This window comes from Helicobacter cappadocius, assembly GCF_030688855.1.
Lineage (GTDB): Bacteria > Campylobacterota > Campylobacteria > Campylobacterales > Helicobacteraceae > Helicobacter_J > Helicobacter_J cappadocius.
In genome coordinates this window covers 191711-207453 of the sequence record NZ_JAUYZK010000002.1, presented here as the reverse complement: position 1 = coordinate 207453, position 15743 = coordinate 191711, and the positions used below count along the sequence as shown (strand labels likewise).

General features: G+C 33.7%; 17 protein-coding genes. 1 reads left to right on the top strand and 16 read right to left on the bottom strand.

Annotated features, from left to right (window positions below):
• Positions 1-6: 6 nt before the first annotated feature.
• The gene (locus tag Q5I06_RS02360) at positions 7-951 is read right to left on the bottom strand and encodes a chemotaxis protein CheW (protein ID WP_305516602.1); all 945 of its coding nucleotides are present in this window, start codon (positions 949-951) and stop codon (positions 7-9) included.
• Between the two features lie 112 nt (positions 952-1063).
• On the opposite strand from Q5I06_RS02360, the gene ligA reads away from it, so the two are divergent.
• Positions 1064-3043, top strand: a complete 1980-nt coding sequence (gene ligA / locus Q5I06_RS02355) for an NAD-dependent DNA ligase LigA (protein WP_305516601.1) — start codon at positions 1064-1066, stop codon at positions 3041-3043.
• An 861-nt stretch (positions 3044-3904) separates the two neighbouring features.
• Here ligA and Q5I06_RS02350 read toward each other — a convergent pair.
• The 15 genes from Q5I06_RS02350 to Q5I06_RS02280 all read right to left on the bottom strand — a co-directional run bounded on the left by Q5I06_RS02350 (position 3905) and on the right by Q5I06_RS02280 (position 15743).
• Positions 3905-4465 carry an FKBP-type peptidyl-prolyl cis-trans isomerase gene (locus Q5I06_RS02350; protein ID WP_305516600.1) on the bottom strand — a complete coding sequence of 187 codons (561 nt, stop codon included), beginning with the start codon at positions 4463-4465 and terminating at the stop codon, positions 3905-3907.
• Entirely contained in the window at positions 4446-5405 is a 960-nt protein-coding gene (locus tag Q5I06_RS02345) for a tetratricopeptide repeat protein (protein WP_305520903.1), read from the bottom strand. The genes Q5I06_RS02350 and Q5I06_RS02345 overlap by 20 nt, the downstream gene beginning before the upstream one ends.
• Before the next feature lie 78 nt (positions 5406-5483).
• Entirely contained in the window at positions 5484-6002 is a 519-nt protein-coding gene (locus Q5I06_RS02340) for an OmpA family protein (RefSeq protein WP_305516598.1), read from the bottom strand.
• Between the two features lie 82 nt (positions 6003-6084).
• Positions 6085-7341 (bottom strand): Tol-Pal system protein TolB, encoded by a 1257-nt coding sequence (gene tolB / locus Q5I06_RS02335; protein ID WP_305516597.1) that lies wholly within the window; start codon positions 7339-7341, stop codon positions 6085-6087.
• Positions 7341-8057 (bottom strand): TonB C-terminal domain-containing protein, encoded by a 717-nt coding sequence (locus Q5I06_RS02330; RefSeq protein WP_305516596.1) that lies wholly within the window; start codon positions 8055-8057, stop codon positions 7341-7343. The genes tolB and Q5I06_RS02330 overlap by 1 nt, the downstream gene beginning before the upstream one ends.
• The gene (locus Q5I06_RS02325; protein WP_305516595.1) at positions 8057-8455 is read right to left on the bottom strand and encodes an ExbD/TolR family protein; all 399 of its coding nucleotides are present in this window, start codon (positions 8453-8455) and stop codon (positions 8057-8059) included. Before Q5I06_RS02325 ends, Q5I06_RS02330 begins: the two co-directional genes overlap by 1 nt.
• Complete coding sequence (locus Q5I06_RS02320) at positions 8455-9027, bottom strand: MotA/TolQ/ExbB proton channel family protein (RefSeq protein WP_305516594.1); 573 nt, start codon at positions 9025-9027, stop codon at positions 8455-8457. The genes Q5I06_RS02325 and Q5I06_RS02320 overlap by 1 nt, the downstream gene beginning before the upstream one ends.
• Positions 9024-9419: an ATP synthase F1 subunit epsilon gene (gene atpC / locus Q5I06_RS02315; protein WP_305516593.1), complete on the bottom strand. Its 396-nt coding sequence runs from the start codon at positions 9417-9419 to the stop codon at positions 9024-9026. Before atpC ends, Q5I06_RS02320 begins: the two co-directional genes overlap by 4 nt.
• Before the next feature lie 12 nt (positions 9420-9431).
• Positions 9432-10832 carry a F0F1 ATP synthase subunit beta gene (gene atpD / locus Q5I06_RS02310; protein WP_305516592.1) on the bottom strand — a complete coding sequence of 467 codons (1401 nt, stop codon included), beginning with the start codon at positions 10830-10832 and terminating at the stop codon, positions 9432-9434.
• A 15-nt stretch (positions 10833-10847) separates the two neighbouring features.
• A complete protein-coding gene (gene atpG, locus Q5I06_RS02305) occupies positions 10848-11744 on the bottom strand; it encodes an ATP synthase F1 subunit gamma (protein WP_305516591.1) in 897 nt (298 codons plus the stop codon).
• Between the two features lie 15 nt (positions 11745-11759).
• Entirely contained in the window at positions 11760-13274 is a 1515-nt protein-coding gene (gene atpA, locus Q5I06_RS02300; RefSeq protein ID WP_305516590.1) for a F0F1 ATP synthase subunit alpha, read from the bottom strand.
• A 20-nt stretch (positions 13275-13294) separates the two neighbouring features.
• The gene (locus Q5I06_RS02295) at positions 13295-13834 is read right to left on the bottom strand and encodes a F0F1 ATP synthase subunit delta (protein WP_305516589.1); all 540 of its coding nucleotides are present in this window, start codon (positions 13832-13834) and stop codon (positions 13295-13297) included.
• Complete coding sequence (locus Q5I06_RS02290; protein WP_305516588.1) at positions 13834-14343, bottom strand: F0F1 ATP synthase subunit B; 510 nt, start codon at positions 14341-14343, stop codon at positions 13834-13836. Before Q5I06_RS02290 ends, Q5I06_RS02295 begins: the two co-directional genes overlap by 1 nt.
• Before the next feature lie 11 nt (positions 14344-14354).
• A complete protein-coding gene (locus Q5I06_RS02285; protein WP_305516587.1) occupies positions 14355-14780 on the bottom strand; it encodes a F0F1 ATP synthase subunit B family protein in 426 nt (141 codons plus the stop codon).
• 75 nt (positions 14781-14855) lie between these two features.
• Positions 14856-15743 carry a ParB/RepB/Spo0J family partition protein gene (locus Q5I06_RS02280; RefSeq protein WP_305516586.1) on the bottom strand — a complete coding sequence of 296 codons (888 nt, stop codon included), beginning with the start codon at positions 15741-15743 and terminating at the stop codon, positions 14856-14858.

The following is a 15743-nucleotide window of genomic DNA, read 5'->3' as shown; positions in this document are numbered from 1 at the left end:
ATTCAATTAATTTATTAAAAAATTTCTCAATAATTCTTCTATTTCATCAGCATTTGATTTTGTAATAAACCCATCTGCGTGCAAAGTATGTGCCATTTGTTTGTTAGAATCGCTGCTCATTGAAGAATTTACAATCACTGGAATATTATTGGTTTGAGGATTTTCTTTGATGGTTTTCAAAACTTCAAAACCAGAGACTACAGGCATTTCAAGATCTGTAATAATTGCCCCTATATGATCAATTGAAGATTCTGAAAATACATAATCTAAAAGCATTTTTCCATTTGGAAATGTAAAATACTTCAAATCAAGCTTTTCGATGATTTTCTGCAAAGATTTTGCCGCTGATTTAGAATCCTCAGCAAGAAGAATAACTTTATCACTGTGTATCGCCTCCAAAGATTGAAGGTTGAGATTCAAAACATTGTCAAACATAGGAAAAACATCAGCAACCATGCGCTCTACATCTAGTATTTGAATAACAGAACCATCATCATATTTGGTAGTAGCAGTTACCTTACTTGCCCCATCAAAACCATATTCACTACCCACGCTCACTTCTGACCAATTCTTTTGGATAATACGTTTCACTCCCAATATCTTAATACCTACAGTGTAATTTGAAAAATTACAAATCACCACAAGGCTCTTTTGAGAATCAATAGAATAAGCCCTCAAATCACGTTTAGGATCACTAGAGCTATAATATAGCCAACGTCTCATATCTATTAAAGGTATCGACTCACCCCTTACAGTCAAAAATCCTACCATTACGCCATCGTTTTCCCCCGCAGTTTCGGTAAAATCTCCGGTATAATAAATAATCTCACGAATTTTAAAAACATTCATCGCATATAATTGCGAATCACTCTGTTTATCAAGCGTGAAACATAAAAATTGAACCTCATTATTCAGATGTAGCGAAGTAGTTTTGTCAATATCATTTATCAAGATAGATTCCTTGAATGTAAATTTTGGTTTATTTTATCTAAACCAAACAACCCAAATCAATGCTATAATATTACCCAAAAATAGATTGATTTCATATCAAAATGAGGTATCAATGATAGAAAATTTTCAAAAATACCAAGAAATTACCGATCTAGTCAAGAAAATGGCTTATCACTATTATGTGCTTGATGATCCTATCGCAACAGATGAAGAATATGATACACTCTATCACCAGCTCAAAGACTACGAAGAAAAAAATCCTGACAAAATTATCTCCACTTCCCCCACCCAAAGAGTAGGAAACAAACTCTTAGAAGGATTTGAAAAATACAAACATATTGAGAGAATGTGGAGTTTAGATGATATTTTTGAGCCACTAAAGCTTCAAGAATGGGTTAATAGAATCTACAAAGCCTACCCTCAAGCCATTTTTACTTGTTCGCCAAAGTTTGATGGAGCTTCCTTAAACCTATACTACAACAACGGAATCCTCCAAAGTGCTGCCACAAGAGGAGATGGTATAGAAGGAGAGCTAGTAACACAAAACGCAAAAACCATTCAATCTATTCCTTTAGAAATCCCATATAAAAACCCCATTGAAATTAGAGGAGAAGTCGTCATCACAAAAGAAGACTTCGAAGAAATTAATAAAGAAAGATTGAAAAATGCCGAAAGTCTTTTTGCAAATCCCAGAAATGCAGCTGCAGGAAGCCTAAGACAGCTTGATCCTAAAATAACAGCAAAAAGAAAATTGAAATTTGTCCCTTGGGGGATGGGAAAAAATGATTTTGACACAGGGAGTTTTTACAAACTTTTAAATACAATATTAGAGTATGGATTTTATAAAACACCTTTTATCACCCTATGTCAAAATATTCAAGAAATTCAAACCCTCTATGAAACCCTCATAAAAAAACGACAAGATTATTCTATTATGCTCGATGGAATGGTAATCATGGTTGATTCGCTTCAGAGTCAAAAACAAATGGGCTTTACTATCAAATCCCCAAGATATGCCTGTGCTTACAAGTTTCCTGCGATTGAAAAAACTTCTAAAATCCTCTCTATAACACTCCAAGTAGGACGAAGCGGTGTTATTACTCCTGTAGCAGAACTCCAGCCCACAGAGATAGAAGGAGCAATAATTTCTAGAGCTACCCTGCACAATTATTCAGAAATCCAAAGAAAAGATATCAAGATTAATGACACCGTCATCATTATCCGCAGTGGAGATGTGATTCCCAAGATCATCAAACCTATCGTAGAATTACGAGATGGCACACAAATAGATATCAAAAAACCTACTCATTGCCCACAATGTGGTAGCGAAGTACTGATTGAAGATATTTTTATACGTTGTCAAAACCTTTCTTGCAAAGCAAGAGTAAAGGAATCCATCGTTTATTTTGCCTCCAGAAAGGCTCTAAACATCGATGGATTGGGTGAAAAAATAGTCGATCAATTATTTGAAGAAAAAATCATTTCAAATATTTTAGATCTTTATTCTATCAAGATAGAAGATTTGCTTTGTCTACAAGGATGGCAAGAGAAAAAAGCTCAAAATCTTATTGAATCCATCAAAAGCACCAAAAATATCCAGTTATGGCGACTTTTAAATGCTCTGAGCATAGAGCATATCGGCGAAGGAGCAAGCAAAAAACTAGCGATGAGTTTTGGCCGCAAGATTTTCGAAACTCCAGCAGAAGAACTTAGCAAAATCGATGGTATAGGCATAGAAATGGCAAATTCTATTGTTGATTTTGGTATCGTAAATAAAGATTTGATAGAAAAACTCTTTGAAGTTATCGATCCCAAAGAGCCAGAACAAACGATTCCCTCTCACATCTCAGTTTTTACAAACAAAACAATTGTACTAACAGGGACTTTAAGCAAACCTAGAGAGGAAGTTAGTATTCTCTTAGAGTCACTAGGGGCAAAAATGACATCATCTGTAAGCAAAAATACAGATCTGCTCATCTATGGAGAAAACGCCGGAAGTAAACTTGATAAGGCAAAAAGTTTGATGGTAACATCAATAAACCAAGCAGAACTAATTCAATTATTGCAAAAAGAAGGGATAAAATGGGAATAAATCATCAATAAGCATCCAATATAGAAAACATAACTCTTCAGAGATTCCAAACATACCCCTCTTATAAAGATACCGCCATAGACTATCTAGGCTTCATCCCTACCCACTGGGGAGGTTAAAAAGCTGAAGCATGTTTTTAGTCTAATCGTTGAATCTGCTCCAAAAGAAAATAATGAAGAATTGCTTTCAATTTACACAGACATCGGTGTAAAACCTAGAAAAGAGCTTGAAGAAAGAGGAAATAAGGCTTCAACGACTGATGGCTATTGGAAGGTAAAAAAGTAATTTTATTGTGAATAAATTGTTGGCTTGGTTGGGAGCAATTGGATTATCCGAATATATGGAGTTACAAGCCCGGCTTACGATATTTCAAGAGCAAAAGCTCCAATAATTGGAAAATATTATCACGAACTATTTAAAAAAGATTTTCAAAGAAAGTAAAGAAGTATTCTCGTGGTATTATGGAAATGAGATTAAGATTGTATTTTGATAAATTTGGAGATGTTTTAATCCCCCTTCCACCCCCTATTAGAACAAAAGCAGATCGCGGATCTTCTCGATGAAAAGGTAGATAAGATAGACAAAGCCATAAATGCCCAAAACAAATACATTGCCTTGCTCAAAGAATACAAAAACAGCCTGATCAATGATGTAGTCATCGGGAAAATAAAGATAGCTTGAATTATAAACGACTTGATTGACAAGGGAAGCTAAAAAACCCTGCTTTTGGTTCGCCTCTTAGTCCTATGGGAAAAGAGGAGATTTTGTAAAAGCAAAATCCCTCACTATTGCATATCCATATTCCCTAGTCCCGCAATGCTATACTCGCTGTGCTTGGCATAAAGAGATCGGTGTGTGATTCTAGTGTGAGCAGCCACAGCCTCCACCGCCTCCACCACAACATCCACCTTCTCCGTGATGATGTTCATGTTTATCTCCTGATTGGCAACCGCAACCTCCACCGACTCCACCGCTAATAATTTCTTGTTCTGTAGGATCTCTAGAGTCCAAAACCGTGATATTAAAAAGCAAAGTTTTCCCCGCCAATGGATGATTATAATCTATCATTACCATTTTATCACTAAAATCTTTGACCACAACTTGAACAGTTTGTCCATTTTCACCTTGTCCAAAAAGAGTCATGCCTTTTTGTAATTCAATACCTTCAAATTGTTCTCTTGGGACTTCTTGTAAAAAATCATTCTGATAAATCCCGTAAGCTTCTTCTGGTTTGACTTGTATTTCCAATTTTTTGCCTATTTCTGCACCGATAATCGCTTTTTCAAGACCTGTAATCACCTGACCAGCACCGACCAAAAACTCTAAAGGCTTCGCACCGATATTTGAATCAACTATTTCTTTGCTTTCAAAATCCATCACTTCATATTCGATAGATACAACTTTATTTGTTTCTATGTTCATTTTTATCCTTTGTTTTTTTTCTAATGTCCTTGGCCTTTTGACCTTGCTCACTATTGGGATATAAGTATATCAAAGAATCCAAAAATTTTTCATAATTTGGCAAATCTTTTGAATATCTAAACGCCCAAGCAGTGTGCCACAACAAAATAGGCATATAATTTGCCTTATCATTTTCTAGCGCACTTTTTTTATAAAACACAACCGCTTGTTGATAATTCTTCTGTTTGTATGCAATTTCACCCAATAAATATAGGCTGTTTGCAGGTCTGTAGTTCATTTCTACCAACCATTCAAAACGTTCTTTTGCTTCTTTTAGCTTCCCTTTTTTGTAAAGCTCCTCAGCTTCAATGAAGATTGTCTTTTGTTTTGAGCCATCTTTTTTAAATGTATCTGTGTTTGATGTTTTTGATTCTTTGGGTGTGGTTTGTTTTTTTACATTAGAAATTTTAGAGGTATTTGAGGTGCTTGTTGGAGTTGTAGGAATTTCCAAATTTTTTTTAATAAGCTCAAGTTGTGCCATCAAATCAGAATTAATATGTCCGATAAGTTCTGTAATATCATCGACTTTTTTATTCAAACCCTCGATAGCTTTTTGATTTTTATCAATACGATCTTTTAGAAGAGTCAATAAATCAGATTGTTGCTTAAGTGTGTTTGAATGTGTATCTTGAACAGAGCTTAAAGACTTTATTGAATTCTCTTGAGAAGCCGAAGCGTCCAAAAGATTTTTTATCTTCAGGGATTGACCTTCAAACAAGCTTTTCACTCCATCTTGAGATTGATCAAGAGATATAACCTTATTTTGAAGTTCTGTTATAATAGTTTCGAGATTTTTACTACTTGTTTGAAGAGATCTGAGTTCTTTTTTTGTAGCACCACTTTGCATTTCAAATGCCGATGGTTCTGCAGACAAAGGGATAATAAAAAATGGGTGAATCATCACCCCAATTAAAAAATATGAACCAATCTTATGAGGAGATAATATAGTTTGCCTCATATATAATCACTGTTTTTAGTTTTATTTAACTAACTTAACATCAGCTCGTCTATTTTTTTCGTAACAAGCTTTTGTTTTCTCTTGGCAAATTGGTTTGCTCTCTCCATAACTTATTGTTTTAATCTTATCTTTTGCTATGCCTTTTACCACCAAAGCATTTTTTACAGTCAAAGCTCTTTTTGTTCCAAGTGCGTAATTGTATTCATCACTTCCGAACTCATCAGTATTACCTTCAATTAAAACATTCATATCGGAGTCTTTTATTTTTTGTGCAGAATCATCAACTGTCCCTTGCATATCAGGTCTTATGTTATATTTATCAAAATCAAAATAAACACTGCCCACTACTGTTCCACTAGGAATCGCTTCTGTTGTTTGTGGCTGTGGTGTTTCCTCTTGCGGCTGTGGTGCTTCAGCAACTGCAGTTTCAATATTTTCCTGTTCTGAAATTCCAGAATTTGCAACACTGACATCTTTTTCAGCACAAGCACTGATTAATAAAGCGATGGAAACAAATCCGATACCTAGAATTTTATTCATAAAAAAGCTCCTCAAATTTAATTATAGCTCTGATTATACCCAAAAAAATTAATTTTATCCTCAAGTGCTCTCAACTTTTAGGTTACCAATCAAATGCTTGAATTTTAATATTGCTCAATGGAAACAAAAAGCTACGATTATAATCTAATCTAATGATTCCTAAAGCACTTTGATTTTGTGTGTGTTTTAAAAACATAATGCTCCCTCCATCACTAGAAAATCTAGGCATTTGGTTTGTGCCATTGGCTGTAAGGCGTCTGATATAATCACTTTTTGTAGAAATCAAGTATAAATTAAATGTATTTAGTCCAAATTCATTGGCACTTTCTCTGCTTGTATATACGACATAATCGCCATTTGCAGAAGCTGAACTATTATTTCTACCATGATAGACTACCTGCTCTACAGGTGCATTTATATCTAGTTTTTTTGCAAAAATATTAGGATAACCAGCCCTATCTGAAACGAAAATCATCGCGGTATCATTGTTGATAAAATTCCCAGAAACATCTATGCCAGGGTATTTTGTAAGCTGCGTATTTTTTTTGCTGACAAGATCATAAAGATAAATATTTGATTGTGTTTCTGGTGCAAGCGACAACAGCAGTTTAGTTCCATCCTTGCTAACATCTGAAACGATAGCCATACCATCGCTTTGAATAATTTTTTGAGTGATGCCTGTATAGATGTTATATCTAACAATCGTTGGTTTTTTTAAATATTTTGTAAAAAAGATTTCTGTCTGATCCGCATTGGCCCATTTTGGAAAAATATTAAGCCCACCTCGCACAACAATTTTTTGATAAGTCAAACTATAATCAGAGATCAAAATATCAGTTTCTCCAGGATTGGTATATTTAGAGAGAACAACAAATCGATTCATCCACGCTATAGAAGGAGCTTTTATATAATCGTTAATATCAATAGCCATTTTATGTGAAGCAAATGGATATAAGGCTTTATCGGTGATATTATATGTTTTACTTATCTTAATACTTGAAGCGTTTATGTCATATAGGTATAAATTAGCCTTAACTCCATTATCAGTATTTTGAACTTCTACTCGTGCCACAAGATCAATTTTTTTGCTTTTATAGGCAGGGAAATTCACATTACCGCTATATTTGTCCGCATCAAATACTTCAAAATGACCGCTAACTTTTAAATCATTCATTAAAATTTTATAGATTTTTTTAGCCATTTCGGAATTTTTTGAATCCAAATAAGCGACCTCAATATTTGGCGTTTGAATTGTTTTTACAATGTCTAATGTTGCATCTATAGCAAATAAATTTGCATAAAAACTACAGATCAATAATAAAATTTTAAATATTTTCATCAATTTCCTTCTGTTTTAAAATTTACTTCTATACTAATAGATTTTCCTTTGGGATAAGGAGGAAACTTTTTTCCCTGTAATGAATCTAGCAATGCTTGAACACTTTTGTTGTACTCATCATAACGAGAATATCTTAATATTTTATAACTAAAATCTCCATTATCAGTAATCGTAAGCAGAACACTGACAGACGCATTCTGATAAAAACTAGCGTTCCATTTTGAATACAAAATTTTATACACTTTAGAAAACCATTCATCATAAAGTCCATCAGAAGTGTCAGGTTTTGGGGTTTGTGATTTTATATCAATAGTTTTATTTCTAATATTCTGAAGTTTAGAATTGATATTTTGCAAGTTTCCTTGAATTTCTTCAAAGGCTTTCTTTCTTTTTTTGTTTAATTCCAAGTTTTTTGCGATCTCATCACGATTGTCAGATATTTCATCAGTAGGCTGAGTTTCAGAATCAATGGAAGAAAAAATATCTTTTATCCCTGTGCCTTCTACAGGACTACCCCCTTTATCCTCTTGATCTTGTTTTTCAAAAGAAGACACAATGGCATCAATGCTTATGGACTGCTCTATACTTGTATCAGATTTTGAAACATAACGTTTGGGATTGGAAAGATTGAATCCAAAAATCAAAGAAAAAATAACAATAAAATAGATCGCGACAGAAAAAATACCAGATAATATAAATAACTTTTTTGTATTCATCAATCGCTAGTAACCAAAGAAACTTTCAAAAACCCTGCCTCTTTGATACTCTTGAGTAAATAAACAATATTATCATATTTGAGGTTTTTATCTGCACGGATATAAACGCTAGTATTTTTATCATATTGTTTTGCTAAAAGATTAAGACTATCAGGAAAAGAATTATAATCATAAACAGTATTTTTGATATATATTTTCTTTTTTGCATCCATTCGGATTTCAAGAGATTTTTGTTCATCTGCTTTAGAAGTTTTAGAGCCTTTTGGAAGTGATATTTGCTCTTGATAAGTAATAGTGGGTGTTGTCACCATCAAAATAGCTAACAAAACTAGCATAATATCAACTAATGGCGTGATATTTAATTCAGGTTTTTCATCCCAATTAAAATCATTTTCCATTATTTGTGCTCAATATTTTTTGAAAGAATAACATCAATCTGCATTTGAATATATACAGACAAATCATAAGTTTTTCTTCTAAGTAGGAGAAAAAATGAATAAGCCGGAATTGCTGTCAATATACCCGCTGCAGTTGCAACCAATGCCTTAGATATAATAGGTGCTATAACATCAAATGATACTTGACCACCAAGACCAAGCCTACCAAAAGCATTTAAAATCTCAATCACTGTTCCAAAAAGACCTATAAAAGGAGCTGTGGATGAAACTATACTCAATACGACTAATCCTGTAGTGCTATATTTTAGAACTTGATTTTTCCAGATTTGTAACATTTCTTTTGGGGTATTTCCATTTGTACCAAGAATATCAAATATAGGATAATTTGGAAGTTTTTGTTCATTTTTTATGATTCTATCAAGGGATTTTTTTTCTCTTTCAATTGATGCTCTAATAGAAAAAAATTTATATACAAAAATCCATAATGTCAAAACAAAATATATAGATAACCAAGATATTACAAATATCGTTACTGCACCACTTTCATAAAAGAAGGCTTGAATGGAGGTCATTGTATCTTACCTCTAGCGGAGTTTTCTATCCTGGATACAACATTTGATATCGCCACTTTATCTGAAGTAGCTTCTTCTAAAAGTTTTTTTGCACTAGAAATGGCATTAGAAATTTCATTTTCATCTTTACCGCCAATTGCAACTGCACCATCTGCTAGAATATTTACTTTAGTTTCTTTTACTTCCGCATAGCCCCAATTAATAGCGACCAAATCTTTAGTTTTATTCATTCTTTCGATCTCAATTACACCTGTTTTGAGCAAAGAAAGCATATGACTATGTCCTCTAAGAACGCCAAATTCCCCTTCTGAACCAGGGAGAGTAATGCTTCGAACTTCTCCAGAAAAGATTTCCCCATAAGGGGTAATAATATTAACCAATAACTCTTCCATAAGATATACCTTTTATGCGCTTTTCATTTTTTCTGCTTTTTCTATAGCCTCTTGTATATTTCCTACCATATAAAATGCATTTTCAGGAATATGATCATATTTGCCTTCTAAAATTCCCTTGAATCCTTCCAAGGTTTCCTCAAGAGTTACATATTTGCCCGGACTTCCCGTAAAAACTTCCGCAACAAAGAATGGCTGAGAAAGGAATTTTTCTATTTTCCTAGCTCTTTCAACGGTTTTTTTATCCTCTTCAGATAACTCATCCATACCCAATATAGCAATAATATCTTGAAGATCTTTATATTTTTGTAAAATTTGTTGAATGCCTGTAGCAATTCTATAATGTTCATCGCCTACAATCTGTGGATCTAGAATTCTTGAAGTAGAATCAAGCGGATCAACTGCAGGATAGATGCCTTTTTCTGCAATTTTTCTATTTAAAACCGTAGTTGCATCAAGATGTGAAAAAACAGAGGCAGGAGCGGGATCGGTTAAATCATCGGCCGGTACATAAACAGCCTGTACGGAAGTGATAGAACCTTTTTTGGTTGAAGCGATTCTCTCTTGAAGTTTTCCCATCTCACTTGCCAAAGTGGGTTGATAGCCAACCGCAGAAGGTATTCTCCCTAATAATGCAGACATCTCAGCACCTGATTGAGCATATCTAAAAATATTATCAATAAACATCAAGACATCAAGACCTTTTTCATCTCTAAAATATTCAGCCATAGTCAGACCTGTAAATGCGATTCTATTTCTCGCACCTGGTGGCTCATTCATTTGACCATAGCATAGTGCGACCTTATCCAAAACGCCACCTTCTTTCATTTCATGATAAAGGTCATTACCCTCCCTAGTTCTTTCACCAACTCCTGCAAAGACAGAATACCCACTGTGTTTATAAGCGACATTATGAATAAGCTCCATAATAACAACCGTTTTACCAACACCAGCACCACCAAATAAACCAACCTTACCACCCTTTGAATAAGGAGCTAATAAATCAACTACTTTTATACCTGTCTCAAACATCTCTGTTTTAGTGCTTTGGTTTTCAAAAGTGGGTGCACTTCTATGAATAGGCCAAGTTGTTGGATTTTTTATAGGTTCTCCTCCATCAATAGTCTCACCCACAACATTGAAAATCCTGCCCAATACTTGATCTCCAACTGGCACCTCAATCATTTTTCCTCTAGCAAGAACTTCCTGTCCCCTAGTAAGTCCCTCTGTCATATCCATAGCGATAGTCCTGACTCTACTATCACCTAGATGGGCAGCAACCTCTAAAACTAAAGATTTTGAAATACCATCAAAATCATATTTTACATCTAATGCCTCATTAATAGCGGGTAAATATGATTCAAAATCAACATCTACCACTGGTCCCATAACTTGAATAATTTTTCCTTGCATATTTATCTCCTAACTTTATTTCATAGCCTCAACGCCCGCATTAATCTCTACAAGTTCTGTAGTGATAGCCTCTTGCCTTGCCTTGTTATAAGAAATTGTCAAACTTTTTACCAACTCCCCAGCATTATTTGTCGCAGTATCCATTGCCTGCATCCTAGCACTATGCTCCGCAGCCAAAGAATCAATCAAAGCATAATACATATTATATTGTATATATTTCTTAGCTAACTCTTCCAATACAACATCTTCTTCCTCGTCGGGTTCGATTGAAACCGCATCCATACTTGATGAAGCATCTTGTGTTTGAAAATCTAGTGGTAATACTACCTTTACTTTCAGCTCTTGAGATATCATATTTTTAAACCCATTATGAACAATCAAGACTTCATCAGTAAGCCCTTCTAGGTAATCTTGTGTAACTTTCATTATAAAATCAGCAGCTCTTTGAAAATCAGGAAGCGAACTTAGATCTGTTATTTTATCTAACACTTTAATATCATTGAATAGAAAGTAAGCAATACCCTTTTTGCCAATTCCTCTGAGTCTAACTTTGATACCCTTATTTTTATACTCAGTCATAAGACGGCTGACCTCTTTAATGGTTGCAGAATTAAATCCACCACAAAGACCCTTATCTGCAGTAACAAAAATAATATCTACCTTTTTAATATCACGATCTTTTAAGTTCAGAAAATACTTGCTGTTAATATTCTCTAATCCTCTGGTTTTCATTTTTGATAATATATCATCAAATACTTCATTTAACTTGTTTGCAAAAAGTCTGGAGCGTTTGGCCATCTCCTCTGCTTTTTTCAATTTTGAAGTGGAAACTAACTTCATAGCTCGGGTTGTTTTTTGGGTATTTTTAACACTTCCAATTTGTTTTCTAATTTCTTTTAAGTTATTTCCCATTTACAATTCCTAATATCAAGCTGTAAAACTTATTTTAAACTCATCCAAAGCTTTTGACAAGACAGCTTCCAAATCCTTATCCAATGCTTTTTTCATTCTAATGTCTTCAAAAATTTTAGGATATTTTGCTTCTAGGAATGGGTAAAGTTCATCTTCGAATTTTACGACTTTATTAACAGGAATATCATCTAAAAATCCCTTAGCCCCCGCATAAATAGCAACAACTTGTTTTTCAATAGACAATGGAGAATACGGAGGTTGTTTGAGAACTTCAATCATTCTTTGACCTCGGTCTAATTGTTTCCGGCTTGACTCATCTAGATCTGAAGCAAACTGTGCAAAAGCCTGTAATTCTCTATACTGTGCGAGATCTAATCGAAGCGTACCAGAAACCTGTTTGGTTGCCTTGATTTGAGCAGCACCACCCACTCTAGAAACGGATAATCCCACATTGATAGCAGGTCTAATACCAGAGAAAAATAAATCGGTTTCTAAAAAAATTTGACCATCGGTAATAGAAATTACATTTGTTGGAATATATGCCGAAACATCCCCTGCTTGAGTCTCTATGATAGGCAATGCAGTCAAAGAACCAGCACCTTTTTCATCGCTAACTTTTGCAGCTCTTTCAAGTAATCTTGAATGAATATAAAATACATCTCCAGGAAATGCCTCTCTACCAGGAGGTCTCCTCAAAATCAAAGACATCTCTCTATAAGCTACAGCGTGTTTGCTCAAATCATCATATACAATCAAAGCATGTCTAGCATTATCCCTAAAATATTCTCCGATCGTTACTCCCGTATAGGGAGCTAAAAATTGCATAGCTGCAGATTCGGAAGCAGAAGCATTAACGATAACAGTATATTCCATAGCTCCATATTCTTCAAGTTTTCTAACAACTTGAGCGACAGTAGATTCTTTTTGACCAATAGCAACATAAATACAAACAACATCTTGACCTTTTTGATTGATAATAGTATCAATAGCCACAGTTGTTTTTCCAGTCTGGCGATCTCCAATAATAAGTTCTCTTTGACCTCTACCAATAGGAACGAGTGCATCAATAGCTTTTATTCCTGTCTGAAGTGGTTCATGAACTGATTTTCTATCCATAATTCCGGGTGCTTTTTGTTCAACAAACTGATACTCTGCACTTTCAATAGGACCTTTGCCATCTATAGGTTCGCCTAAAGTATTGATGACTCTTCCTACAATAGCATCTCCAACAGGAACTTTCATCAATTTGCCTAATCTTTTGACCGATGTTCCTTCTTTGATATTCTTACCAGATCCAAGAACAACAACCCCCACACTGCCCTCTTCAAGATTTGAAGCAAGTCCCCTATCTCCTGTATCAAACTCAACCATCTCGTAGGACATAACATTTTTCAACCCATAAACTCTAGCAACCCCATCAGCGTAGGCAATTACCTCTCCTGTTTCGGCTATATCAATATTGATTTCAAAATTTTCTATTCTTTCTTTGATGATTGAACTTATTTCTTCTGGTTTTAGTTTTGATAGCACTTTTTAACTCCTTTTTTAAATTAAATTGCTTTTAATATATAAGATCGAAGCTCTCTTAAGAAATATTCTTTAGAAAAAGAAATTTCTATATCCAGGTCTTCAATCACAAGTTTGATACCTTCAATGCTAGTAACTACTTGCTCAATATTAAAATCTATATCCAAACGTTTTGAAAGATTTTTTCTAATATGTTCTATATCTTCAGGTTTTATCTGTTTATCTGTATATAAGATACCTGTATAGAAGTTATTTTGCTCATCAAGGTAGGTCTTAAGCATATCACAAATATATGGAATTAAATCAATTCTATTGCTTTGAACTAATATTTTAATAAAATTCTTCATTTCATTAAATTTAGAATATTTCTTGTCGATAAAATCAAGTAAAAAATCCTGTTTTTTTGTTTTTGAAATATGGGGTGAGTCGATAATATCTACAAACTTATCTGAAGCAAATGCTTGTGTTATTGTTTTTAAATTTTGCAAAAAAGAATCAAGATCAGCAAACCCAATACTCTGAACAACAGCTTTAGCATATTTTTTAGCGATTATTTCAACCATCAGGCAACCCTTTTATTTAGTATATTTACATATTTTGAAACATCAAAAGAACTAGCATCTGTTTGAAACAACCTAGAAAGAATCTCTTCAACTACCTTTTTTTCCATTCGTTTACGTTCAAACTCCATCAACGCTTCATTATTTTTAATCATATTCTCAACATCTAATTTAAACTGTTCATCTAGCTTTTGAGATACTAAATAAGCTTCTTTTTTTGCTAATGCAACCATATCTGTTGCTCTTTCTTTTGCTTCATCTAACCTTTTTATGGCTTCTTCTCTTGCTTTCTTTGCTATCTTTAATTTTTCCTGCGTTTGATTGAGACGTAAAACAATTTGTTCTCGACGATTTGTAAATATATATTTGAGTTTATCTGCGACAAAATACCACAAAATAGCCAAAAAGATAAAGAAATTGATAGTTCTCTCCACAATATCAGTTTGAGAAATATTTACGTCTGCGGCAAATAGCATCGAACTTCCAAGTAAAAATAATAAAATATATTTCATTCTAACTCCACCTACATCTGAGATATTTTAGTCTTAAGAGATAACTCAAAGTCGCTTATATGAGCCACAAGAGAATCTTTTAATACACTCTCTTCTTTCTTTAGTTCTACAAAGAAATCTTCTAATTTTGAAGCAAACTCAACCTTTTTCTTTGCAATTTTGGCTTCATATTCTAGTTTGGCTTCATTGCTAGCTTGTTCTATAATTTGAGTTGATTCCAATCGTGCATTTTCGATGATTTGTTTTATTTCCTCGTTGATTCTAATAATTTCCTGATCGCTTTGTTGCACATGTTGTAAATCTTGAGTTATGGAAGCTTCTCGCTTATCCATAAAACTAAGTAGTGGTCTATAAAGCCAAGTATTCAAGAAAAAAACACTGACCAAAAACACTATAAAGACCAAGAGCATCAAATAAGGATTTACAGTTATGGTCATTTTAACTCCCTGTTTCATATAAAATATCAAATTTAAGGTATTTTAGCATAAAATACCTTAAAAACAATGTTTGAATCAGGATAATTTCTTGATGACCTCGCTGATTTTTGATCTATCAGAAATATCTAATATAAGATGATTGTTTTTTATTGAAGCAGAAATAAGGTATTTTTTTAATAAACTTACCAACTCTCCAATCTTGGGATCAGAGTTTAATACTGTTTTTGGTGATTTGTTTCTATCTGCAAAAGATTCAATTTTGCCTTTGGATTCATTGCTGTCTTTAAGTTTTTTTACCAAACTCTCAGTATCGCGTACTGAAAGTTTTTGCCCCACTATTGAATCTAGTACTATTTTTTGCTCTTTTTGTTCTAATGCTACTAGTATTTTTGCATGACCTTGAGAAATTTTTTCTTCTATTAGCATTTCTTGAATCTCTGTAGATAGATTCAAAATACGCAATGTATTTGTTATTTGTGTCCTCGATTTTTTGATTCTCTTTGCCAATTCTTCATGGGTAATTTGATAATCATCTATCAACTCCCTATACGAATTAGCTAAATCAATTATATTCAAATCTTCTCTTTGAATATTTTCAATTAAGGCAATTTCTCTAAGTTTGGTCAAATCCATTTCAACAATGATGGCTTTAATCGTTTTTATACTAGCAAGTTTAGTAGCTCTTAGACGACGTTCTCCTGCTATTAAGACATAATCGTTATTTTCATCCTCATATACTAAGATAGGTTGCAAAAGCCCATGTTCTGATATCGACTGCGATAGTTCACTTACTGAATCATCAGAGAAATGTTTTCTAGGCTGATAAGGATTTGGTTTGATATTATCAACATCTAATTCAACTACAAGCTCTGAATTATCAGAGAAATTGTTTTCATAAGCCTGACCAACCTCGCTAAGTATAGCACCTAAACCCCTACCTAATGCCAGATTTTTTTTTGCCAA

Coding starts and splice junctions, on each gene's coding strand:
- ligA (WP_305516601.1), top strand. CDS start 1,064: ATGATAGAAAATTTTCAAAAATACCAAGAAATTACCGATCTAGTCAAG.
- Q5I06_RS02350 (WP_305516600.1), bottom strand. CDS start 4,465: ATGAACATAGAAACAAATAAAGTTGTATCTATCGAATATGAAGTGATG.
- Q5I06_RS02345 (WP_305520903.1), bottom strand. CDS start 5,405: ATGATTCACCCATTTTTTATTATCCCTTTGTCTGCAGAACCATCGGCA.
- Q5I06_RS02340 (WP_305516598.1), bottom strand. CDS start 6,002: ATGAATAAAATTCTAGGTATCGGATTTGTTTCCATCGCTTTATTAATC.
- tolB (WP_305516597.1), bottom strand. CDS start 7,341: ATGAAAATATTTAAAATTTTATTATTGATCTGTAGTTTTTATGCAAAT.
- Q5I06_RS02330 (WP_305516596.1), bottom strand. CDS start 8,057: ATGAATACAAAAAAGTTATTTATATTATCTGGTATTTTTTCTGTCGCG.
- Q5I06_RS02325 (WP_305516595.1), bottom strand. CDS start 8,455: ATGGAAAATGATTTTAATTGGGATGAAAAACCTGAATTAAATATCACG.
- Q5I06_RS02320 (WP_305516594.1), bottom strand. CDS start 9,027: ATGACCTCCATTCAAGCCTTCTTTTATGAAAGTGGTGCAGTAACGATA.
- atpC (WP_305516593.1), bottom strand. CDS start 9,419: ATGGAAGAGTTATTGGTTAATATTATTACCCCTTATGGGGAAATCTTT.
- atpD (WP_305516592.1), bottom strand. CDS start 10,832: ATGCAAGGAAAAATTATTCAAGTTATGGGACCAGTGGTAGATGTTGAT.
- atpG (WP_305516591.1), bottom strand. CDS start 11,744: ATGGGAAATAACTTAAAAGAAATTAGAAAACAAATTGGAAGTGTTAAA.
- Q5I06_RS02295 (WP_305516589.1), bottom strand. CDS start 13,834: ATGGTTGAAATAATCGCTAAAAAATATGCTAAAGCTGTTGTTCAGAGT.
- Q5I06_RS02290 (WP_305516588.1), bottom strand. CDS start 14,343: ATGAAATATATTTTATTATTTTTACTTGGAAGTTCGATGCTATTTGCC.
- Q5I06_RS02285 (WP_305516587.1), bottom strand. CDS start 14,780: ATGACCATAACTGTAAATCCTTATTTGATGCTCTTGGTCTTTATAGTG.